Origin of the sequence: Tenacibaculum piscium (assembly GCF_021390755.1) — a bacterium.
GTDB lineage: Bacteria > Bacteroidota > Bacteroidia > Flavobacteriales > Flavobacteriaceae > Polaribacter > Polaribacter piscius.
The window spans coordinates 343,328-367,120 of sequence record NZ_JAJGWR010000001.1 but is presented as its reverse complement, the minus strand read 5'-3'; the positions used below and the strand labels follow the sequence as shown (position 1 = coordinate 367,120).

Sequence of the window (23,793 nt, the reverse complement as noted above, 5' to 3'; positions counted from 1 at the left end):
CAGAAAGAGAAAAAAGAGAAGAAATAAAAGAGAAAACATTAAGTTTTAAACAAAAAAAGAGAAAGCGTATTGCTTTCTCTTTTTATAAAATAAATTCCTTTAATTTCTAAATTTTCAAAAAATTTAAATTAAAAAATTAAAATGGTAAATCGTCTTCTGCATCATTTGATAAATCTGGTGCTTGTTGAAAACTATCAACAGGAGGTGTATTTTGAGAAGTAGCTTGTGCTAAACTTTCAATTCTCCAACCTTGAATGGCGTTGAAATATTTTGCAACTCCTTCAGGATTAATCCATTCTCTACCTCTTAAATTAATCGAAACTTTTACGTCTTGTCCTACTGAATAATTGTTTAAAAGGTCACATTTATCTTGTACAAACTCAATAAGTATCATTTGTGGATATTGTTCATCAGTGGTAACGACTAATTCACGTTTTCTAAATCCGCTCGCTCCAAATGTTTGTGCTTCGTTAATTAATTTAATTTTCCCTATAACTTCCATATTCTTATTTATTTAAGTAAAAGTACCTTCCAAGCACTTTTTATATCATTATTTTTTAAATACTGCTGTGCAAATGTATGTTTTTTTTCAATTGTAAGCGAATTATATATTGGATGTTCTTTTGCAAAGTTATCAACAGTTTCTTGATTTGGCAATTCTGATACATTTGCTAACATCCCCAAATTATTCCCTGTTAAAATGGTACTATTTCGAATACTTTCGGGTATTTTATCGACTCCAATTCCGAGTGTTCTTATGGGTTTTGGAATTTCAAAAAAGCCGTTTCTTGCTCTTGAATAATAGTTACCTCCTGCCCTGGCAACTAAATCTATTTTATACTGATCTATACTTCCATCTTCGGATAATACATTTTCATTGATGTGTAATTTAACTACTTCACAAAGAATTAAATTCCCTGCACCGCCTTGTGTTCCTGTATAAATAATATCGGTTACTTTGCATTCGAATTGCACGGGAGCTTCGGCAACTCTAAAGGGTTTTATGCTATCAGATGGCAACATGGTAAACCCTGCTTTTTCAAATTCATTTACGCCTTTCGGATACATGGCACTACTTAATGACATTTGCTGTACCATATCATAATTTACCATATTGATAACCACTTCTTTTGTTTTTTCAATATTTTCGAGCGTATGTTTTTGGGTATTATCACGTACACTTCTTGCGGGCGAAAAAATTAACATCGGCGGATTTGCGCCAAAAACATTAAAAAAACTAAAAGGTGCTAAATTCGGATTTCCATTTTCATCGACAGTACTTGCAAAAGCAATGGGTCTGGGTGCAATCGCTCCTAATAAATAACGATGTAATTCGGCTACGGATAATTCTTTAGGATTTAATGATAGCATATTTTTAGTTGATTTTTATATTTTATATTCTATTTTATGATGTAAATATACTAACGTTTCACAAGATAAGTTATTATAGATATTTATATTTGGTTGATGATTTTAAAAAATAATTTTAAAAATAGTTTAAAAAATTCTTATTGGATAAAACGAATTATTATTTTTATTTCGTTTTTATTGATTTCGCTAATTTTGTGGAATACGTATTTATTTTTTCAGAAATTTAAGGAAGAAGAACGCGGAAAAATTGAAATTTTTGCGACTGCTTTTAAAGAATTAGCATCAAATCCGAATTTGAATGAAAACACGAATTTAATCAATAAAGTATATCAAACGATTGAAAATATTCCGACGATTTTAGTCAATAAAGATGGTACAATTGATTTATATCGAAATTTAGATACGATTAAGGCTAAAAATCCTGCATATCTTGAAGCACAATTAGCAATTATGAAATCGCAAAATGCGCCTATCAAGATTGAATATTTTGGAATTACGCAATATTTTTACTATCGAAATTCCGATTTATTAAACAAACTAAAATATTATCCATTAACCTTACTATTGATTTTAGCACTTTTTGTAACCATCGTTTATATGATGTATAAATCAAGTAAAGTTGCCCAACAAAACAAGCTCTGGACAGGAATGGCAAAAGAAACGGCACATCAAATTGGCACGCCTTTATCGTCATTATTAGGCTGGATTGCTATTTTAAGATTTGAAAATGTAAATGAAGAATATATCCTTGAAATTGAAAAAGATGTCGAGCGTTTAAACACGATTGCTAACCGATTTTCTAAAATTGGTTCACTACCAACTTTAGAAAAACAAGATATTATTCAGGCAACAAAAAAGACGTTTAATTATATCAAGTCAAGAAGTTCAAAACAGGTTCATTTTTCTTTTTCTTCGGATATAGAACAACTTTCGATACTTTTAAATATTGAATTATACGGTTGGGTTCTCGAGAATTTACTTAAAAATGCTATTGATGCGATGCAAGGAAAAGGCAATCTTTCATTGGCGATTACAGCAACCCCAAAACAGGTAAAAATCAGCATTACCGATTCTGGAAAAGGACTTCAAAAATCACAATTTAAACAAATTTTCGAACCTGGTTTTACCACCAAAAAACGTGGCTGGGGTTTAGGTTTATCGCTCTCAAAACGAATTGTTGAAGAATATCATAAAGGAAAAATAATCGTTCAAAAATCAACCATTAATAAAGGAACAACTTTTGAAATTTCACTTCATAAAATTTAATAATTACTCAAAATTACTCGCTATTTTTTCTGATAAATTCAAAAATTCTTCTTTGGATACTGTTACTTTTTCTTTAAATTGAATATCTGCCATCGCATTTAAAGGAATCAAATGTACGTGAACGTGTGGTACTTCCAAACCGATTACGCTCATTCCAACACGCTTACAAGGAACGGTTTTTTCAATCGCTTTTGCCACACGATACGAAAATTCCATTAATTCGATATATTCTTGTTTTGATAAATCAAAAATTTTGTTTTCTTCTTTTTTAGGAACTACCAACGTATGCCCTTTTGCATTCGGATTGATATCTAAAAAAGCAATGAAATGTTCATTTTCTGCTACTTTATAAGAAGGAATTTCTCCTGAAATTATTTTAGTGAAAATACTTGCCATGTTTTGTTGAATTTAATAGTTATATTTTTTTTATCAAGATGATTATCATAATAAAATCTTATCAAGATGATAATTAAAAAGACATTCGTAAAAATAAAAAAAGCGTTGCTAGATGCAACGCTTTTTTAAAGAAATATTTAAAAAATCTTATCTAGAAATTTCCATAATTTCAAATTTCATAATACCATTAGGTACTTTAATTTCGGCAATATCGCCTACTTTTTTCCCTAATAATCCTTTTCCGATAGGTGAATTTACTGATAATTTCCCGTTTCTAACATCGGTTTCAGAATCAGCAACTAACGTGTACGAAAACGCCATATCATTGGCCGTATTTTTAATTTTAACCACCGAATGAATTAATATTTTAGATAAATCTAACTGACTTTCATCAATAATACGCGCACTTCCTACGACATTTTTAAGCTTTGCAATTTTAAACTCTAAATGAGATTGTTCTTCTTTAGCTGCATGATACTCAGCATTTTCACTTAAATCTCCTTTATCTCTTGCATCTGCAATTTCTTGTGTAACTCTCGGTCTTTCTACTTGTTCTAATTGAACCAATTCGTCCTTTAACTTCTTAAGTCCTTCGGCCGAATAATAGGATATATCACTCATAATTATATTAATTTAAAAATCCCATGCCGATATGGAATGAGATTGTCTCACAAATATACAAAATATTTGTAAATTCGTAGCGTTCCTCATCTAACTCAATTTTTTAATAATGAAAACTATTTTTTATTTATTAATTTTAATAATCGGCATAAATACGACTGTTCGTTGTACTGATAACGTACCTGTAAATGATTGTTTTAGAGGTATCGAAATCAATGCAATTATCGATTTAACATTGCCTGAATTTCAAGGATTATTAGTTCCAAATGGTAGTTCACAAAACACCATACAAGGACGAGATATTTATATTTTTAGAACAGGAAATAGCTACAAAGCCTTCGATAGACAATGTCCTGATAGAAATTGTAACTCATTAATGACCTTTAACGGCGTAGAAATTATATGTCCTTGCGATGAAAAAAAGTATAATTATATTTCAGGAGGTTCGCCAATAGATACGCAAGGTTGCAACGCTTTGATGTATTTTGTAACCAAAATTAACGGTTCACAATTAAGAATATCTCGTTAAATATACACTTAAATATAAGTCTGCTATCTTTTAGATTGTTATTTTTGCCATCACAACATTTTAAATTATTTATCTTGAAAAATTATTTTTCTTCAGACTTTAAATTAGGCGTTCTCGGTGGCGGACAATTAGGTAGAATGCTACTTGCCGAAACTCAAAAATTTGATATTTACACCCTTATTTTAGGCGATAACCACCAAGCTCCTTGTGCACAAATTTGTAATGAATTTCATCAAGGTGATTTATTTGATTTTGATACGGTTTATAACTTCGGAAAAAAAGTAGATGTATTAACCATCGAAATAGAAAATGTAAATATTGATGCGCTTGACAAACTAGAAGCTGAAGGGATAACTATTTATCCAAAACCTTCGAATTTAAGAGTTATTCAGAACAAAGCACATCAGAAATCATTTTATAAAGAACATCAAATCCCTACAGCAGATTTTACACATTTTGCTTTTTTAGAGGAATTAAAACATTCCTACGAAAGTAATATCATTGAATTTCCTTTTGTTTGGAAGACAGCACAATTCGGCTACGATGGTATGGGCGTAAAAGTCGTGCGTACTTATGATGATTTACAATCGTTACCAGAAGGGGAATGTATTGCTGAAAAATTAGTGCCTTTTAAAAACGAATTGGCAGTAATTGTTGCTAGAAATTCTGATGGCGATATCAAAACGTATCCTGTTGTTGAAATGGAATTTCATCCAGAAGCAAATCAGGTTGAATATGTACTTTGTCCTGCAAGAATTGAAGAATCTGTCGCGAAAAAAGCACAAGAAATCGCTTTAAAAATTGCTAAAACTTTAGACTTCGTCGGATTATTAGCTGTTGAAATGTTTCAAACTGAAAACGATGAAATTTTAGTAAACGAAGTAGCACCACGAACGCATAATTCGGGGCATTATTCAATTGAAGCAAGTTATACCAATCAATTTGAACAACATTTACGTAGTATTTTAAATCTTCCTTTAGGAAATACCGCTAGTAAAGTTGCTGGAATTATGGTGAATTTAGTCGGTGAAGAAGGTTATACAGGTGATGTTGTATATCAAAATATGAATCAAATTTTAAAAATTGATGGCGTTACCCCACATATTTATGGAAAAAAAACAACCAAACCTTTCCGAAAAATGGGACACGTAACAATTGTACATCAAGAAATTGAAAAAGCTAGAGAAATAGCACAATTAGTCAAAGAAACGATTCGAGTTATTAGTAAATAATATTTTTATTCAACTCCAAAAATGAAGATTTCAAAATTAAAAATAGCACAGTATAAACACCTAGAAAACCTAGATTTTGATTTTACCTATCAAAGTGGAAAACGAAAAGGTGAGCCTTTAGATAAAATCTGTTTTATTGGGCAAAGTGCTACTGGAAAAACTAATTTATTGGAGTTGTTATTTTCGCAAATAGAACTAGCTTTAACTTTAAAATCTGCTGATGACGGTAATTTATCCGCAAATTATATTGAAGAAGAATTAAAAGGTGAATTAATTATAAATTTCAAAAATGATATTTATAAAATTAAAAATGGAGAAACAACCTATAAAAAAAATAACTATAAATTTAAAACTATAGACAATATAACAGAATATTTCGTGTCAAATATCATGAAATCAAATCTCTTATTTTTCAAAGCTAATATTATTTCAGATGAAAATATTGAAATATTTACAGAAAATCCTATAAATTTAATTGAAAAATATCCTAATCCTGATAAAGACAGAAAATTCAAAAATCAATTAGTACACATTTTTGACAATAACGTTCCAAAAGAAATATGGCTATCACTTATAGAAGACATTCTTGAGTATCGAAAAAAGTTTACTCAAAAAATGTCGGAACTGATTCATAAAGGTTTATTAAATGACCCAAAAAAATTAAGTACTGAATTTTCAAAATGGCAAAAAGAGAACCCTAATAAATTAATGGATTTTGCTGATAAATTTAATCCGTTATTAGAAAAATTAAATTTAGAAGTTGATTTAGTAAATACAGAATATTCCATTCCTATCATCAATAAAAGAAACGAAGAAATAATTCCAATACAACACACAAGTACTGGAACTAAAGGATTATTGCTTTCTTTTTTACCCTTATTTAAATTAAATACCAAAGATGCCATCATATTAATGGATGAACCTGAGCGTTCTTTATATCCTGATATGCAAATGTCTCTGATGGAAAATTATCAAAACCTTGCTCCAGATGCGCAATTTATTGTAGCAACGCATTCTCCTTTTATAGCCGCTTCTTTTGAGCCCGAAGAACGCTTTATTTTATATTTTGATGAAGATGGTAAAGTTGCCGTTAAAAGAGGAAGTTCTCCTATTGGCGATGACCCAAACGATATGTTAAAAAATGATTTCGGTGTTAACTATTACAATAAACACGGGAAAAATGCTTACAAAAAATACCTAAATTTAAAACAGGCTATTGTAAGTGAAAAAGATGCTAAAAAGAAGAAAGAATTGCTTTTTGAATTTATGAAATTAGGAGATACTTATAATTTTTAGGTATGAAAAGAATTGTAAAAAAAGTAGACTCTGAAATTATAAAAGAAAACTTAAATTATATTGTTGGAAATTCTACAAATAATAAAAAAATTTCTAATATTTTATACAAAGAGCAAAAAGGATTTTGTGCTTATACCGAAGAATATATTGGCAGAACAGATGCGAAAGATATCGAACATTTTAATCCGACATTAAAAGGAAAAGAAGTAGATTCTTATCAAAATTGGTTTTTAGTAAAACATCAATGGAATAAAGAAAAATCTTCAAAATGGGAGAATTTTCAACCTATTTTACATCCAACAGACTCCACTTTTGAAAATAGAATTTTATACGAAAAAGGTCATTATTTTTTAGCAGATTCAAACGATATTGAAGCTAAAAATCTAATTAATTTACTTCAATTAGATAATCTTATGTTAGCTGATGAACGAAAAAATTATATCAAAAGAAAAAAGTTAGAAATCGAAATTTACGGTGTAAGTCCTGATAATTTCTTTAAAACATTAATTAATGACCATATTAATGGAGTTCATTATTTAAGAGCGATTAATAACGAATTTAATATCAATATTTGGAAATTACTTCCTGAAATTCAATAAAATAACAACAACACAAAACATAAAATTATGATAGGAATTATAATGGGAAGCGATTCAGATCTTCCAATCATGCAAGAAGCAATCGATATTTTAGAAAGTTTTAATATCAAAATAGAAGTAGATATTGTTTCTGCTCACAGAACTCCTGAAAAATTAGTTGACTATTCTAAAAATGCTCACAAACGTGGTATTCAAGTAATTATTGCAGGTGCAGGTGGAGCAGCTCATTTACCAGGAATGGTAGCATCTATGAGCCCATTACCAATAATTGGAGTTCCTGTAAAAAGTAGAAATTCTATTGATGGTTGGGATTCTATTTTATCAATTTTACAAATGCCAGGAGGTGTTCCTGTGGCTACTGTAGCTTTAGATGGTGCAAAAAATGCAGGTATTTTAGCAGCTCAAATTATTGGTGCTTCTGATGCTAAAGTTTTAGATAAAATTATAGCTTACAAAGAGGAATTAAAAATTAAGGTTGAAAAAGCGTCTGAAAGAGTTCGTAAATAAAATTCAATTCTATAAAATTATCAAGCCTCATCAATTTAAAAATTGGTGAGGTTTTTTACTTTCCATAATGATAACGACAAGCTGCTATTAATATTTGTTCATTTTCGTATTTATAAACCAATCGATGTTCCGATGTTATACGCCTTGACCAATAAGCTTGTAAATCTCCTTTTAAAGCTTCAGGTTTTCCGATACCTTCAAAAGGTGTTCGCATACAATTTTTAATGAGTTCATTAATTCGTTTTACTATTTTCTTATCGACTTTTTGCCAATATAAATAATCTTCCCAAGAAGAAGCAGACCACGTTAATTTCATCTACTCGATTAAGTTTTTTTGAACACCTTTACCCTCCTCAAGTTCTTTGATAGAATTTAACAAAATATCTCTGTTTTTTCCTGTTAGTAAATAAGTAGTTTCCTTTAATGAATTATATTCATCTAATGATATTAAAACTAAATCTTTACCGCTTTTACGTTTGATAACAATGTCACTTACATCATTAACCACTTTATCGAACCAATATTTTAAATTTGAACGAAAGTCTGTATAATTTACTGTTTCCATAGTACAAAGATACAAAAAAGTACTTAAAGAAGTACTTTTGAAAAAACTTACGTAACAATATGTTATTTGCTACAAGTAAATTTCATTATTTTTACTCTATTATTCATTTTTATTATTCATTTTAAAACGCACCTATTTAATGAATCCTTTATTACACCATTTTAAAACACCTCCTTTTTCTCAAATAGAAGAAAAACATTATAAGCCAGCTATTGAAAAAGCAATCGAATTAGCAAAAAAAGAAATTAAAAGTATTATTGAAAATTCTGACGCTCCATCATTTGAAAACACCACTATTGCTTTAGATTTTGCAGGAGAAAAATTAAATAGAATTACCTCAATTTTTTTCAACTTAAATTCTGCTGAAACGAATGATGAAATTCAAAAAATAGCCAAAGAACTTTCGCCTTTATTAAGTGAATTTAGAAATGACATCACTTTAAACGAAGCACTTTTTAAAAGAGTAAAAGCAGTTTATCAAAAAAAAGATTCTTTAAATTTAACACCTGAACAAACTACTTTATTAGATAAACAATACAAGAGTTTTGCTAGAAATGGTGCTAATTTAAATGATGCTGATAAAACTGAATTACGTAAAATTGATACCGAATTATCAAAATTATCATTGCAATTTGGCGAAAATGTATTAGCAGAAACCAATGCTTTTGAAATGCATTTAACTGATGAAAATGAGTTATCAGGATTACCAGAAAGTGTAAAAGAAGCAGCTGCAGAAATTGCAAAATCAAAAGAAAAAAAAGGTTGGATTTTTACGTTAGATTATCCAAGTTACATTCCTTTTATGACCTATACTGATAATAGAGAATTACGTAAAAAATTCGCTATTTCGGCAGGTAAAAAAGCCTTTCAAGATAATAAATACAATAATGAACAAATCGTTTTAGATATTGTAAATCTTCGTTATAAAAGAGCCAATATTTTAGGATATAAAACGCACGCTCATTTTGTTTTAGAAGAACGAATGGCAGAAAATCCTGAAAAAGTTTTGTCTTTTTCAAACGATTTATTAGCAAAAGCAAAACCTGCCGCAAAACGTGAGTTTGATACTTTAGAAGCCTACGCCAAAAAATTAGATGGTATCGACCAACTTCAAAAATGGGATGGCGCTTATTATTCTGAAAAATTAAAGAAAGAACTTTTTTCTTTAGATCAAGAATTATTGAAGCCATATTTTAAATTAGAAAATGTAATTGATGGTGCTTTTGAAATCGCTAATAGATTATTCGATTTAAAATTTGAAGAAATTACATCGATAGATAAATATCATGAAGATGTAAAAACATACAATGTTACCGATACAAACGGAAATTTTGTATCGCATTTTTATGCCGATTTTCATCCAAGAAAAGGAAAAAGAAACGGCGCTTGGATGACTTCTTATAAATCGCAATATGTTAAAAATGATGTTAACGAGCGTCCGCAAGTTTCTATTGTTTGTAATTTTACCAAGCCAACCGAAACAAAACCTTCTTTATTAACTTTTAACGAGGTTACAACCTTATTCCATGAATTTGGACACGCACTTCACGGAATGTTAGCCAACACAACTTATACAAGCTTATCAGGAACTTCAGTTTCTTGGGATTTTGTAGAATTGCCAAGTCAGGTTTTAGAAAATTGGTGTTACGAAAAAGAAGCTTTAGAGTTATTTGCAAAACACTATGAAACTGGTGAAACAATTCCAATGGAATATGTGGAGAAAATTAAAGAGTCGGCAAGTTTTCACGAAGGAATGCAAACTTTACGTCAGTTAAGTTTTGGATTATTAGATATGCAATGGCATGGTAACGAATCGCCAGAAACAATTAAATCAGTAAAAGAATTTGAAAATAACGCTTTTGCTGATACTAAATTATATCCTGAAGTTTCTGAAAATTGTATGAGTACGGCTTTTTCTCATATTTTTCAAGGAGGATATGCTGCTGGATATTATTCGTATAAATGGGCAGAAGTTTTAGATGCTGATGCTTTTGAATATTTCCTAGAAAAAGGAATTTTCAACAAAGAAGTAGCTACGAAATTTAAAGAAAACGTACTTTCAAAAGGTGGAACTGAAAAACCAATGGAGTTATACAAACGCTTCCGAGGAAAAGAGCCAAAACCAGATGCGCTTTTAAAACGTGCTGGATTAATTTCATAAAAAATAATTAATAATTACGAGTTATAAAACTATAACTCGTAATTATTAATTTTACAATTTCAAAAAATAAGCTTCGTTTTTAAAATTAAAACTTTAACAAAACTCCTTATTGTATCTTCAATTTATAACTTATCTTTGCTTTTTTTTTAATAAATAAATGGTCGTAAAACAAAACAGTTTCTTAAGTAAAATCACCGCTATATTTTTGGTGTTTCTTCTTATGCTACCTAGTATTGTTAAAGCAAGCCATCATCATGAAAATGATGAACATCATAATTGTAAAGAAAAATTAACACACTTACATGAATCTGTAAATGACCATTGTGATGTATGTTACTTTGCTTTTACTTCCTTTGATGAACCTTCAAAAGTATTTATTTTATTAAAAACCTTTCTTATTAACAAAACTGTTATTGAAAACTATCAATCAATAACTAAAACTTTTTGTTATTCCTCTCTTAAAAGATTAAGAGCACCTCCTACTATTTCTTAATTATTTTTTATCCTGATTATTTATCTATTACATAATACATCAACCTAAATTAGTTGATGCTGTTCTTGTATGATTTATTTATCAGCATAAACTCCTACTTTTAACCTATTTTATAATCAAATAACACAACTATTTGACTGTAAAACAAGCTGTTAATTTCATTATTTTTATTCAGATTATTTAAGATTACTATGTCAAAACGAAGCTTACGCGCTTTATTTTGTGTATTTTTTTATCTTATATTTTTTAGTCAAAATGTGCTTTGTCAAAAAAAGCATCAGCTTACTATAACTATAATTGATGAAAAAACACAAAAAGTGCTACCCAATGCTCATGTGAGCATCGGCAAGAAACACGCCTATACAAACCTTAACGGAAACGCTACTTTTTATCAGATAATCAACGAATTATCAGATAAAAACATCAGTAAAAAATTACTAAAAGTTACACATGTAGGCTATGTTAGTTATCAAAAAAATAGCAGTTTCACTGTTGATAACAACATAAAAATAGCCCTTAAACAAAATGTTTCGATACTAAATGAAGTCGTTATATCGCAAAAATCGATAAAAATATTTTCAAAAGATACCGCTATAAAACAAAAAATTGATACGAAATTTTTAGCTCAAAATAGAGAAAATAGCTTAATGCAAACGCTTCAAAATATTGCTGGAATTAGTGCAATAACTATCGGTTCGGGGCAATCAAAACCAACGATAAGAGGGCTTGGTTTTAATAGAGTTGTTGTTATTGAAAATGGTATAAAACATGAAGCCCAACAATGGGGAGCTGACCACGGTTTAGAAATCGACCAATATAATGTTGAAAATATTGAAATCATAAAAGGAGCTTCTTCATTAATGTACGGTTCTGATGCCATTGCGGGTGTCATTAATCTTAAAAATAATACCCTGCCCAATGTAAATTCCTTTGCTGGAGAAGTAAATATCACTCATAAAAACAACAATAATTTATATGGAATTTCATTTGGTGTAAAGCAACGCTACAAACATTGGTTTTATAAAACTCGAATCACGCATCAGCAATATGGCGATTACAAAGTGCCTGTTGATAAAATAACCTACGACAATTATATTTTTGATTTACATGAAAATAATTTACGAAATACCGCAGGGAAAAATCATAATATCGGATTTAGTTTAGGATATACCGATGATTCCGTAAACTCAACCACTTATATTAGTAATGTAAATTCTAAAAACGGTTTTTTTGCCAATGCTCACGGGCTGGAAGTTAGAACTTCTAAAATTAATTACGATAAAAGTAGCAACGATATTGATTTACCACTTCATAAAGTAAATCATTTTAAAATAAATAACAATACTCGTTTTTCACTAAAAAACAACACGTTAGATATCGAAATTGGTTTTCAAAAAAACGATAGAGAAGAACATTCCGAACCGATTGCACACGGATACATGTCAAAACCGACAAGTACCATGGAACGCCGTTTTACTAAAAACACCTATAATTTTAATATCAAAAATGAGAATTATTCTTTTGATAATTATAAAATAACAACAGGAATTAATTTAGAATATCAACAAAATAATATTGCGGGTTGGGGTTTTCTTATTCCTGAATATACTCGTTTTACTGTGGGATCTTTTGTGTATAATCAACTAAAAATTAATAAAAATTTATATGTTGATGCTGGTATTCGTTACGATTACGGAAACCTAAAAACACAACCCTATTACGAATCTTTTTTATCGCCTGTTAATAAAAACGGCATTATTTCAATGCAAAAACTACAACGTGCCACAAAAAATAATTTACATTTTGATAATTTTAGTGCATCCGCAGGAATTAGTTATTCATTAAAAAATAGACTTTATAAAATAAATATCGGTAAAAGTTTTAGAATTCCGTTAGCTAATGAACTTGCTTCTAATGGCGTGAATTATCATATGTACCGATATGAACAAGGGAAAATTGATTTAAAACCCGAAAGTTCGTATCAAATAGATGGTGAATTTAAAGCTGATTTTGCTGAATTTAATAATTTTAAAAAAGTAAGTATTCAACTAACGCCTTTTGCCAATTATTTTGATAATTATATTTATCTAACTCCAACTTCGGGATATTATGAAACGCTTCAAAAATATAAATATACTCAAAATAAAGTTTTTAGATATGGAGGAGAAATTACATTAAAATATAACCCTCTAAAAAAAATAGCATTTAGCGCATCTTTAGAATACGTGAAATCAAAACAATTAAACGGCGAAAAAAAGAATTTTGCATTGCCTTTTTCTCCCCCATTAACAGGCGTTTTTTCTTTTGAATATACTTTTAATGATTGGTTTGTTTTTGAAAAAACTAAATTTTTCTCGAATCTAAGAAGCACGGCAAATCAACATGATATTGTTCCTCCTGAAAAACCAACCAATGGAGCTACGGTAATTAACGCAGGATTACACACTAATATTTCGGTGTTTTCGAAAAAAAATCCACTGAAAATTCAAGGGAAATTAAATAATATTTTTAATAAAACAGTTTTCAATCACACCAGTTTTTATCGATTAATTGAAGTTCCTGAACCTAATAGAAATTTTTCAATAAACATTATACAAACATTTTAATCAATTTAATTTTTACATCATGAAAAACACATTAAAAACACTTTTTTTATTAATAAGCACTTTTTTTATCATATCGTGTAATAACGAAGACCCAACGCCAGATAGCTTTGAAGAAAACATCAATACAGAAAGATTTAAAGGCTTAGAACTTGGTAATGCTAGTTTTATTATGCCACAATCGAGCCCAGATGTTCATGTCGAATTTGATTATACAGGAACTAGTAAAGTAACTAAAATTTCTTTTGATGTAGCATCTCATAACGTTACAAAAGTTAATAAAGATGAAATTATTTGGGAGTTAAAAAATCATTTAGTTCCCGTTAAAAATTATGAAAATCAATTAAATCCGCACATTCATTATCATCTTCTTTTTGGCTTTGATGAAAAAGACAAAGAAAATCCATTATTAAAACCTGCAACAGGAGTTTATAATTTCAAAATTACAATTGAACATCAAGATGGAACAAAAAGTATTATTACCAAAAAATTAAGCATCCTTCAAAAATTTAAAGACTTAGAAATAGGAGAAAATAATACTGTAAATTTTGGAGAAGATGAAATACATACTGAATTTGAATATATTTCTGAACCAAATACCGTAACCGAAATTAAGTATGAATTATGGTTTAAAGAATGGAGAACAGACCAAAAAGTAGCAATCGGAAAATGGAATAACGTAGTAACTATACTTCCTAAAAACTTATATGAAGGAGTTAAAAACCCGCACATACATTATCATTATGATTTATTACCCGAATCATCAAAACAAGAATATTGGCTAAACATCTATGTACAAGAAAAAGGTGAAAAAGAAAGTGTAAAACTATCTGTTCTTTTTGAAATAAAATAGTAATAATATTTAAAATCAATTAATAAAACACATTTAAAATGAATTACAAAAAATATTTAAGCATCCTTATTTTAGCAATAACATTAGGCGCTTGTACAAAAGAAGAAATTATAATAGCTCCCGCTTTAGGAATTATTAATTTAGAATTTGGGTCAGGACACAGTACCGATAAAACCATAAAACAAGGTGGAAATATCCATATCGGAGCAGGGATTTTTGCAGATGAAAAAATTAAAAATATTCTTGTAGAAATTTATTTAAAAGACAGTGTAAAAGGCGACTGGAAATTCAAAGAAATATTCACCGAAAAATATACTGGAGCAAAAGAAGTAAATTTTCATAAACATGTCGATATTTCTTATGATGCTAAAGTTACCGATTACATTTTTTCAATAACTGTTGAAGATGAAAAAGGGAAAAAGAAAACAAGAGAAGATGTGTTAAAAGTAACGCCGTACAGTATTTTAGTAAAAGATGTAAAATACGGAACTGCTAGCGAAAATGATAAAATAGCGATTATAGGTAAAGATTTAAACATAAAAGCACTTATAAAATCGAAAAATGCTATCAAAAATATTCAATTATTAATTCCTGAATTTGTTGAAGGAGAAGGTTGGAAATATCATATTGAAAAAGAATTAAACTATTCAGATAAAGATATTAAAGAAATATCTTTAAACGAAAAATTAACAATAACAGATAAATTAAAATCAAACAAAACATACGATTTATATATTATTGTTGAAGATAAAAATAAAGAAAAAGTAGTTCTGTCTTATCCATTAACTGTAAAATAATAATCAATATAAAACATTAAAAAAGCCTACTTGAATTTCTTTCTTGTAGGCTTTGTCATAATAATTATATAAAATGAATTTATTAAAATTAACTATCAAATCAACAGGAATTTTATTGTTTTTAAGCTTATTTCTGATAAGTTGTAATGATGAATCCGAAGAAATTGACAAAGAAAAACCAAGCATTACCATTAATTATACAGGCGGATTTCCGCAATCGTGTACTATATTGAAAAAAGGTGAAAAATATATCATAAAAGTAAAAGTTGCCGATAATATCGGTTTGGCTTCGTATGCAATTGATATTCATAATAATTTTGACCATCATACACACGATGACCAAGGAAGTTTGTGTGATTTAAATCCTATAAAAACGCCTGTTTCTCCGCTTATTTTCATGGAAAATTATGATATTACAAACAATCCTAAAACCTATGAAATTTCACAAGAAATTTCAATTCCTACAAATATTGATTCAGGCGATTATCATTGTCAAATTTCGGTAATTGATATTACAGGTTGGCAAAGTAGAACTTCGGTTGATATTAAAATTCAGTAATTACGGAAGCCTAAAAAATCTGATATATTTAAAAATATATTAGATTTTTTTTTAATTTTTAAATTACAAATTATTATAATAAAAATTAATAAATTGATTTTTTTTCGATTCGCTTAAGCCCTTTTGTCAGTATTTTATACATCATATCAGGTATTACATCGATTTTAAAATCTTTACCAATATCTGTTCCATTTTCTTTATCTAAAAAACCAATTACTTCTTGACTCAACATCATTTTTTGATTCCCCAAATCATAAATATTTATAACTACTTTTATTTCTCTATTTTTAGAATTTTGAATATCTTCCAGCAAAAAAATATTGATTAAATAATTATAATTTGTTGTTTTTTTAAAATTTATTAAATCTTCTTTTGTCGGGTTTTCTGAAATTTCAAAAGGATATTGCTTCCCTTGATTATCTTTAAAATTTTCTTTTTTAACCACTTTTCCTTTCGTCCAAATCATAAATTTATCAAAAACAATAGTATTTAAATTATCATCAACAGTTCCCCTAATTCCACGAATATTTAACATATTTAATGCCCATTTCCCGTTGGTACTGTTAGTCTTTTTGAAATCAATTCCATGTGCAATTGTGTTATAATTATAGGTACAAACAACCCTTTTAAAAGAACAGGAAATCATTAAAAAAATTCCAAGAATAACAATTATTTTTTTTAGCATTTCAATTTATTTATGTTAAATTTCTTTTGAATTTTTCGCTTCAATCCACTTACTCATATATTTTGTGGCTTGCATAGTTTGATGCTGTAACAAACTTCCCAAAAAATTTTGTGTGCGATGTTCGTCTAAATTTTCTTGGATTTTTTTCAGATTATTTATAAAAGGAGCTTCAATTTTTTCTTTATCATAAATAGTATTGATAATTTCAATCCCTTTTTCTTGTGATTTTTCCCATAAATTTTCATCCGAATAAATTGCTACCGATTTGTTCGCAAATTCTTGAAAATCATCTTCAATAAAACCATTCCAAGGCAAATTATCGTGCATTCCTTCTGCTCCAATAGTTGTAGTAACACTTGGTGTTCCGCAAATCATCGCTTCTGTTAATTTTCCTTTTATTCCTGCTCCAAAACGTATGGGAGCTAAAACAATTTTTGTATTTTTTACAACTTCCATCGCATCCGTAGCAAAACCTTTTACTAAAAAACCATCTTTTTTATTATGTAATTGATTGATTTGCTGGGTTGCATACGCTCCATAAATATGAATTTCTGCTTTCGGAAGTTGTTTGCGAATTTCTTTCCAAATATGATTTTTTAACGTTAAAACTGCATCAACATTTGGAGCGTGAAAAAAGTTTCCGATAAATATAAAATTTTCTCGCTCTTCAAAAGGTTTCCAATTATTGATACTTTTTTCATCAATTTCAGCTAATAAAAAAGGCAAATGATACAGTAAATTTTCATCAATTTTAAAAATATCTTGAAGCAATTTCATTTCATAAGTTGAAATTATCAAACTCAAATCACAACGTAAAATAGCTGCAATTTCACGTTTTGCATCCACAGATTTTAATAAAGCATCCGTAGAAAAATTTTGACCTTTTTTTAATTGCTGATGACGGGTTTTACGTAAAAAATGTAAATCTTCGGTATCTAAAATCCGTAAGGCATCAGGGCAATTTTCGGCAACTCGCCAGCCAAATTGTTCTTCCATCATAAAACGGTCAAAAAGTACGATTTCAGGATTTAATTCTTCAATAAAATCATCAAAAGAAGCCGAATTTAATTCAATAAAAACTTCATTTACATCAATTTCTGATAAATTAAATGCTTTTTCGCCCTTTTGTGCGGGCGATGCAAAAGTTATTTTATAATTATTCTTTTTAAATAATTCAATTAATTGTAACATTCTACTTCCTGCAGCAGAAGAATTGGGTTCTACCCAAACATATCCGATAATTAAAAGTTGCTTCATAAGACTTCAAAGTTAGCATAATTAATGTTATTTTTTGATAAAAAGTAATCGAATACATACTTCAGCAAATCAACTATTATATGTAATTTTGCATCTATTATTCTTAAAAAAACAAACATAAAACTGATAAAATGTAACTTTATCAGCAAAACATAAATATTAAAAATACGACTTATGAAATATGATTTAATCATTATTGGTTCTGGTCCTGGTGGATATATTGCAGCTATTAGAGCGGCACAATTAGGGTCTAATGTAGCTATTATCGAAAAATATTCGACTTTAGGAGGAACTTGTTTAAATGTTGGATGTATTCCTTCAAAAGCGTTATTAGATTCTTCTCATCATTATTATGATGCTGTAAATCATTTTGAAGAGCATGGAATTACGGTTGAAAAACCTTCTTTCGATTTCACAAAAATGGTTGACCGTAAAGCGAATATCGTGGAAACTACTACTGGCGGAATTAAATATTTAATGGACAAAAATAAAATTACGGTTCATGAAGGTTTAGGTTCTTTTGAAGATGCTACACACGTAAAAGTTACTAAAAATGATGGAACTTCTGAAGTAATTGAAGGTACAAATATCATTATTGCAACAGGTTCTAAACCGAGTACATTGCCTTTTATCAAATTAGATAAAGAACGTGTTATTACTTCTACAGAGGCTTTAAAATTAAAAGAAGTTCCTAAGCATTTATTAGTTATCGGTGGTGGCGTTATTGGATTAGAATTAGGTTCTGTTTACAAGCGTTTAGGTGCTGATGTAACCGTAATTGAGTACGCTCCAAAAATTACACCTACTATGGATGCTGATGTTTCAAAAGAACTTACTAAAGTTTTAAAGAAACAAGGAATGAAAATTAACGCTAATCATGGGGTTACTTCTGTGGAAAGAAACGGTGATGAAGTTATCGTAAAAGCGACTAACAAAAAAGGGGAAGAAGTTACTTTTACTGGAGATTATTGTTTAGTTGCTGTTGGTCGTAAAGCGTTTACAAAAGGTTTGGATTTAGAAAAAGCGGGTGTAAAACTTACCGATAGAGGAATGGTTGATGTAAACGATCATTTACAAACAAATGTTTCGAATATTTATGCTATTGGTGATGTTGTTCGTGGAGCAATGTTAGCGCATAAAGCGGAAGAAGAAGGTGTTGTTGTTGCTGAGTTTTTAGCAGGACAAAAACCTCATATTGATTATAATTTAATTCCTGGAATTGTTTATACTTGGCCAGAAGTTGCGGCTGTTGGTAAAACAGAACAAGAATTAAAAGATGCTGATGTTGCTTATAAAGTTGGTAAATTTTCAATGCGTGCTTTAGGTCGTTCTAGAGCTAGTGGCGATTTAGACGGTTTTGTAAAAGTTTTAGCTGATAAAAATACGGATGAAATTTTAGGAGTTCATATGGTTGGTGCACGTGTTGCCGATTTAATTATGGAAGCTGCCGTTGCTATGGAATTTAGAGCATCTGCGGAAGATTTGGCAAGAATTTGTCATGGTCATCCTACCTATTCGGAGGCTGTGAAAGAAGCTGCAAAAGGTGCCTGGGATGGTCAGCCTTTAAATGCTTAGAATATTTTAAAATACATTTTTTTAAAAGGCAATCTCATTTTGAGATTGTCTTTTTTTTTGGAGCTATTTCCCGCTTTCCGCACTCGCTTTTTTTATTTTTTTTAAAGAAAAAAAACAAAAAAGAGCTCAAACAATTGCTTCAATCGGGACTAGAATTCGAGTCCGTCAAGCTAAATTTAGTTAATTTCATAAAATAGCTTTTTTTAATAATAATCAATTCGAGTGATTTTAATAAAAAAAGAGAATTTGAAAGAAAAAAGCAAGCTCAAAGTGAGATTGCTTTTTGTATATATAAATTTTAATTTTATCTAAAGTAATTTAATTATTGAATTCTAACAGTTATTAAAAGTACTTGTTCTTTATTTTTATCATCTGGATTTCCTTTTACTATGGACAAATAATAATTACCCGATTTTACTGTTTTTACACTAAATTTAGTAGCATCGCCAGTAATTTCTGCTCTATCCGAACCATAACCTGAAGCATCTAACGTGCAATTATTATTTGTGTTATTTAAAATTTCAAAATCAACAGTAGTTCCTAATGCTACATAAACATCATAACTTTTTTCTTGATTTGCTGTAAAATAAGGTGTCGCCATTCCGTATTCTGAACTATCTTTCTGAATAACATCTACACCATTTATTTTTATAGCAGCTGATATTAGCATTTTATATTTTACTGTAAAACTTTTTGAATCAGTAGCATCATCTTTTCTTGATACCGTAACAACTACCTCACCTCCTTTTCTAACAGAAAAATTACGGTTTAATTTTAAATAATACTTGCTATCATCTAAAGGTGATTGTTGTATTTCATCAAAAGTTAAAATATTTTCTTTACTAAAAGTAACCTCATATTCGCCAATTCCTCCTTGAAGCACTAAATCTAAATATTCTAACTCATAAAGAGTTGTTGCGTTTACTTCAACATCATCATTAAAAATAGCTAATGGATTTGGTGCAACAACAGTTACGGTTAATTTTTGAGTGGTAATGCCATCGGTAAAAGTTAATTCTGCCAAACCAACTTGAGCTGTTTTTATAATTACTGTACGACTACTTGAACCGTATTCATCTTTTATTTCAGCAGTTGCAACATCTGAATTTGTTGAACTTACTTCAATTGCATCTATTTTACCTTCTAAAGTTACTTCAACTGATTTTCCTTTTGGAATTTCTAATGCGGTTTCCGTTACACTTAATGTCTTAAATACTTTTACATCAAAATCTATTTCTTTTGATTTAGCATCAGTAATAACATAACTATCTGAAGCTGGTTTGGTACTATCAAAAACGATAATATTTCCATTAACATCTTCTTGTCCCTCTTTATTTACAATTTTATAGGTTGATTCTGCTTTACTCCAAGTATATTTATCTGTTAAAACATAAGGAGCTGTTCCTGTTAAAATAGTTACTGTTCCTGTTTGCGTTAAAATAAACTCCACTTTTTCTTTATCAAGAGTTAATTCAGGTGCTGGTGTAATTTTAACGGTTATTACAGCGGTTTTTTTGGTTTTAAGGTCTGTTAAAGTTACTTCAGATTCTCCTAATACTTTCCCTGTAATTTTAATATCCATGCCCACTATTTCGGCAGTTGCATTGCTATTATTTACACTTATTTCATACTGGCTAGAACCTGCTAAAATTTTAACGGTAGCAATTTCATCTACTAAAAGATTTACTAATGATTTTTCAATAGCCACATCAGGAGTTTTTACCAATACAGTAATTTCCGATTTTTTATCGGCAGCATCAACAAGCGTAATGGTCGCTGTTCCTGCGCTTACAGGTGTTACTGAAATTGTTGTTTTTTGGGTTTCTTTATCAGTAATTATACTAGCTGTCGCTATTTTTTTATCTGATGAAGTTACACTATAAGCTCCATTTCCTTTTAAAACATTGATAATTCCTGATGTTCCTTTTTCGGTAAGCGTTAATTCTTTACTGTTTAATTCGATATCTACTATAGGAATCGGATCGTCATCAGAACAAGAAACCATAGTGAATAGCGTTAAAAACGCTAATAGTAATACACTAAAAATTAAATTACTTTTTTTCATTTTCTTTGATTTTTACTTTACTTATTTTTATTAAATCTTAATAAGACACAAAACTACTATTTTAATTATAATCAAGCAATAGTCAATCCTTTTAAATTAAAAAAAAGCACAAAAAAAAAGCCAAACGAAGTCGTTTGGCTTTTTAATATATTTTATTTAGTTTTTAGATTCCGTAAAAAGAACTCATATTGTCTTTAATATCTGAAGATTTTTTAATTGCTTCATACATTTGGAATGTTTTATTTTTTCTTTGATTTGCCAAACGTTTTCTATAAGAATCGTAGTTTGGTAATGTTGTTGGTAATTTTTTAGCTGTTACTTCAAAAGCAAAAACGCCTTTATCACCTATTACATTTTTAATCACGGTATTTTCTTTCGCATTCAGCATTGCCCCTACTACTTTTGGTTCGTATCCTACGCCAGAAATTGTTGGAGATTGTAAGTTTACATCCGTCGCATTTTTAACAGTTACGGAAACTGATTTTGCTATTTCATTTAAAGTAGTTCCTTTAATTTTAGCTTGAATTAAAGTAGCTTTTCTTTCATTCATTAAAATAGGACGTACTTTTGCGGTTGCTTTTTCAGCAGGCATTAATCCTTTTGCTGTTTTTCCTGTTAAAATAGCAACTACATATCCACCTTCGATATCAAAACGTTTAGACATTCCTTTTTCAACTTCTTTATCAAAAGCCCACGTAATGATTTCTCTTTCTTTTCCTATTCCAGAAACTGTTTCATCTAAAGATTGTAATCCAACAGCTGTTTGAGATGTTAATTTTTGTTCTTTTACAACTTCTTCAAAGTTTTTTGAATTTGTTAATGCTAAAGCAAAAGTTTCTGCATTTTTAAAAACAGCATCTTCAGTGCTTTCTGATGGTTGAATTTGACGACCAAATGTTGCTAATTTAACAACTGGCTGAAAATTCTTTTGACCATCAATTTTAATTACATGAAATCCAAATGCTGATTTCACAACACTTACCGCTCCTTTCTCTCCTTCAAAAACAAAATCTCTAAAAGAAGGAACCATCGTGTTATAGGTAAACCAATCGTAGAAACCTCCTTTTTCAACAGAACCTTTATCCGAAGAAAATTCTTTTACTAAAGCAGTAAATTTAGCTTTATTTCCTTTACTTTCCTTTACAACAGCTAATAAACTATCGGCAGTTTTTTTGGCACTTTCTTCCGTTTGAGTTACCGTAGCATCGGCGCTAGAAGCACCTATAAAAGGAATTAAAATATGACTTGCTTGTACCGAATCTGGTAGTTGAGTAATTTTTGTTATTTTTGATAATTTAAAATGTCCAGCATCTTTATAAGGACCAAAAACATCACCTTCTTTACCTTTAAAAATTTGCTCAGCAACAACTTGTGGTACTTGAGATTTAAATTTATAATTCGTATCTAAGGTAATATCTGAATCATTTTCTGATAAAAAATCAGCGTAATTTGTAGTGTTTTTTAATCCTTTTACAGCAATATTTCCTTTGGTAACTGAATCGTCAATTAACCTTGCAATTTGTGCTTTCAGTGTGTTTTCGTCTTCAATTGTTGGTTTAATATCAAACTTTACAAAATTAATATCTCTTGAAGCCTCTACTTGAAAATCTTGCGAATGCTTACTGATATATTTTTGAATATCACTTTGTCCTATTTTTACTTCATCATCTTTAATTGAAGTGTACGGAACATATACATATTTACCCGAAATTTTGGTATTTTCTGTTAAATATTGTGTTTCTCCTTCTTTTAAGGATGCTCCTAAACCAGCAGCGACAAGGTTATCGTACGCGGTTTTCTCAAGATTATCTTTTAAAGAAGTCATATAATTTTGCCAATTTCTCCAATCCGCTCCATTTTCTTCTTTAATTGTTGCTAAAAACTCTTTCAGTTTACTTTTATCTAACATCCCCGATGTTTGAAATCTTGGGTCATTTTTTATAAACTCGGTTTCATATAAAGTATTCATAATATCCGCATCTCCCACAGTAATTCCTGCTTCTTCTAGCTGAGTTTTATAAACTTTTTGTCGTACTAAATTGCTCCAAACAGTTTTCGCCGCTTGCATTTCAGAAACACGATTTCCTGTTTGTGTTTTATAAGCATCTAAAGCTTCTGCAAATTCTTGGCGTGAGATAGTTTCTCCATTTACTTCACCAATTTCATTTACTTTACTTGCACTAAAAAAATCTGATATTGTAGAAGGGTCTAATACAAAAGCAAAAAGTGCTAAACCTATTACAAGAATTAAGAACATTGAACGTTCTCTAATTTTCGATAAAATTGCCATACGTTATTTATTTTATTAACAGTGAGCGAAAATACAATTTCGCATTATATAAAGCAATGTTTTTTGATGCTGT

23 protein-coding genes are annotated in these 23,793 nt (G+C 29.4%); 13 read left to right on the top strand and 10 right to left on the bottom strand.

Annotated features, from left to right (window positions below; translation table 11 throughout):
• Nucleotides 1–136: 136 nt before the first annotated feature.
• Nucleotides 137–502: a DUF3127 domain-containing protein gene (locus L0U72_RS01745; protein WP_101917940.1), complete on the bottom strand. Its 366-nt coding sequence runs from the start codon at nt 500–502 to the stop codon at nt 137–139.
• Nucleotides 503–510: 8 nt separating this feature from the next.
• Complete coding sequence (locus L0U72_RS01740; protein WP_101917941.1) at nt 511–1,371, bottom strand: flavin reductase family protein; 861 nt, start codon at nt 1,369–1,371, stop codon at nt 511–513.
• A 96-nt stretch (nt 1,372–1,467) separates the two neighbouring features.
• Between L0U72_RS01740 and L0U72_RS01735 the strand changes: the two genes are divergently transcribed.
• Nucleotides 1,468–2,637 carry a sensor histidine kinase gene (locus L0U72_RS01735; protein WP_233898244.1) on the top strand — a complete coding sequence of 390 codons (1,170 nt, stop codon included), beginning with the start codon at nt 1,468–1,470 and terminating at the stop codon, nt 2,635–2,637.
• A gap of 3 nt (nt 2,638–2,640) precedes the next feature.
• Here L0U72_RS01735 and L0U72_RS01730 read toward each other — a convergent pair whose 3' ends face one another.
• Nucleotides 2,641–3,033, bottom strand: a complete 393-nt coding sequence (locus L0U72_RS01730; protein WP_193699651.1) for an HIT family protein — start codon at nt 3,031–3,033, stop codon at nt 2,641–2,643.
• Nucleotides 3,034–3,180: 147 nt separating this feature from the next.
• On the bottom strand, nt 3,181–3,654 hold the full coding sequence (gene greA / locus L0U72_RS01725; protein ID WP_101917944.1) for a transcription elongation factor GreA: 474 nt from the start codon (nt 3,652–3,654) through the stop codon (nt 3,181–3,183).
• Nucleotides 3,655–3,763: 109 nt separating this feature from the next.
• On the opposite strand from greA, the gene L0U72_RS01720 reads away from it, so the two are divergent.
• The 5 genes from L0U72_RS01720 to purE all read left to right on the top strand — a co-directional run bounded on the left by L0U72_RS01720 (nt 3,764) and on the right by purE (nt 7,817).
• Nucleotides 3,764–4,183 (top strand): Rieske 2Fe-2S domain-containing protein, encoded by a 420-nt coding sequence (locus L0U72_RS01720; RefSeq protein ID WP_101917945.1) that lies wholly within the window; start codon nt 3,764–3,766, stop codon nt 4,181–4,183.
• Nucleotides 4,184–4,257: 74 nt separating this feature from the next.
• Nucleotides 4,258–5,415: a 5-(carboxyamino)imidazole ribonucleotide synthase gene (locus tag L0U72_RS01715; RefSeq protein ID WP_233882003.1), complete on the top strand. Its 1,158-nt coding sequence runs from the start codon at nt 4,258–4,260 to the stop codon at nt 5,413–5,415.
• Between the two features lie 21 nt (nt 5,416–5,436).
• The gene (locus tag L0U72_RS01710) at nt 5,437–6,711 is read left to right on the top strand and encodes an ATP-dependent nuclease (RefSeq protein ID WP_233898243.1); all 1,275 of its coding nucleotides are present in this window, start codon (nt 5,437–5,439) and stop codon (nt 6,709–6,711) included.
• A gap of 2 nt (nt 6,712–6,713) precedes the next feature.
• Nucleotides 6,714–7,310, top strand: a complete 597-nt coding sequence (locus tag L0U72_RS01705; protein WP_233898242.1) for an HNH endonuclease domain-containing protein — start codon at nt 6,714–6,716, stop codon at nt 7,308–7,310.
• A 27-nt stretch (nt 7,311–7,337) separates the two neighbouring features.
• Nucleotides 7,338–7,817, top strand: a complete 480-nt coding sequence (purE, locus tag L0U72_RS01700) for a 5-(carboxyamino)imidazole ribonucleotide mutase (RefSeq protein ID WP_233898241.1) — start codon at nt 7,338–7,340, stop codon at nt 7,815–7,817.
• A 55-nt stretch (nt 7,818–7,872) separates the two neighbouring features.
• Here the strand turns inward: purE and L0U72_RS01695 are convergent, their stop codons facing one another.
• Together L0U72_RS01695 and L0U72_RS01690 are read right to left on the bottom strand one after the other, a co-directional pair.
• Complete coding sequence (locus L0U72_RS01695; RefSeq protein ID WP_233898240.1) at nt 7,873–8,133, bottom strand: Txe/YoeB family addiction module toxin; 261 nt, start codon at nt 8,131–8,133, stop codon at nt 7,873–7,875.
• On the bottom strand, nt 8,134–8,382 hold the full coding sequence (locus L0U72_RS01690) for a type II toxin-antitoxin system Phd/YefM family antitoxin (protein ID WP_233898239.1): 249 nt from the start codon (nt 8,380–8,382) through the stop codon (nt 8,134–8,136).
• A gap of 139 nt (nt 8,383–8,521) precedes the next feature.
• On the opposite strand from L0U72_RS01690, the gene L0U72_RS01685 reads away from it, so the two are divergent.
• The 6 genes from L0U72_RS01685 to L0U72_RS01660 all read left to right on the top strand — a co-directional run bounded on the left by L0U72_RS01685 (nt 8,522) and on the right by L0U72_RS01660 (nt 15,848).
• On the top strand, nt 8,522–10,543 hold the full coding sequence (locus L0U72_RS01685; protein WP_233898238.1) for a M3 family metallopeptidase: 2,022 nt from the start codon (nt 8,522–8,524) through the stop codon (nt 10,541–10,543).
• A 220-nt stretch (nt 10,544–10,763) separates the two neighbouring features.
• Entirely contained in the window at nt 10,764–11,036 is a 273-nt protein-coding gene (locus L0U72_RS01680; protein WP_233883930.1) for a hypothetical protein, read from the top strand.
• 257 nt (nt 11,037–11,293) lie between these two features.
• Nucleotides 11,294–13,642 (top strand): TonB-dependent receptor, encoded by a 2,349-nt coding sequence (locus L0U72_RS01675; RefSeq protein WP_233898237.1) that lies wholly within the window; start codon nt 11,294–11,296, stop codon nt 13,640–13,642.
• 19 nt (nt 13,643–13,661) lie between these two features.
• Nucleotides 13,662–14,492: a hypothetical protein gene (locus L0U72_RS01670; RefSeq protein ID WP_233898236.1), complete on the top strand. Its 831-nt coding sequence runs from the start codon at nt 13,662–13,664 to the stop codon at nt 14,490–14,492.
• Between the two features lie 38 nt (nt 14,493–14,530).
• Complete coding sequence (locus L0U72_RS01665) at nt 14,531–15,289, top strand: DUF4625 domain-containing protein (protein WP_172505334.1); 759 nt, start codon at nt 14,531–14,533, stop codon at nt 15,287–15,289.
• 73 nt (nt 15,290–15,362) lie between these two features.
• Complete coding sequence (locus L0U72_RS01660; protein ID WP_172505335.1) at nt 15,363–15,848, top strand: DUF4625 domain-containing protein; 486 nt, start codon at nt 15,363–15,365, stop codon at nt 15,846–15,848.
• A gap of 85 nt (nt 15,849–15,933) precedes the next feature.
• Here L0U72_RS01660 and L0U72_RS01655 read toward each other — a convergent pair whose 3' ends face one another.
• Both L0U72_RS01655 and L0U72_RS01650 read right to left on the bottom strand, forming a co-directional pair.
• A complete protein-coding gene (locus L0U72_RS01655; protein WP_233898235.1) occupies nt 15,934–16,533 on the bottom strand; it encodes a hypothetical protein in 600 nt (199 codons plus the stop codon).
• 15 nt (nt 16,534–16,548) lie between these two features.
• Complete coding sequence (locus L0U72_RS01650) at nt 16,549–17,790, bottom strand: glycosyltransferase (protein ID WP_233898234.1); 1,242 nt, start codon at nt 17,788–17,790, stop codon at nt 16,549–16,551.
• A gap of 174 nt (nt 17,791–17,964) precedes the next feature.
• Between L0U72_RS01650 and lpdA the strand changes: the two genes are divergently transcribed.
• Nucleotides 17,965–19,365: a dihydrolipoyl dehydrogenase gene (gene lpdA / locus L0U72_RS01645; RefSeq protein WP_233898233.1), complete on the top strand. Its 1,401-nt coding sequence runs from the start codon at nt 17,965–17,967 to the stop codon at nt 19,363–19,365.
• Between the two features lie 322 nt (nt 19,366–19,687).
• Here lpdA and L0U72_RS01640 read toward each other — a convergent pair whose 3' ends face one another.
• Nucleotides 19,688–21,430, bottom strand: coding sequence for a hypothetical protein (locus L0U72_RS01640; protein ID WP_233898232.1), 1,743 nt, complete (start codon nt 21,428–21,430; stop codon nt 19,688–19,690).
• Between the two features lie 163 nt (nt 21,431–21,593).
• Nucleotides 21,594–23,720 (bottom strand): peptidylprolyl isomerase, encoded by a 2,127-nt coding sequence (locus L0U72_RS01635; RefSeq protein WP_233898231.1) that lies wholly within the window; start codon nt 23,718–23,720, stop codon nt 21,594–21,596.
• Between the last annotated feature and the right edge of the window lie 73 nt (nt 23,721–23,793).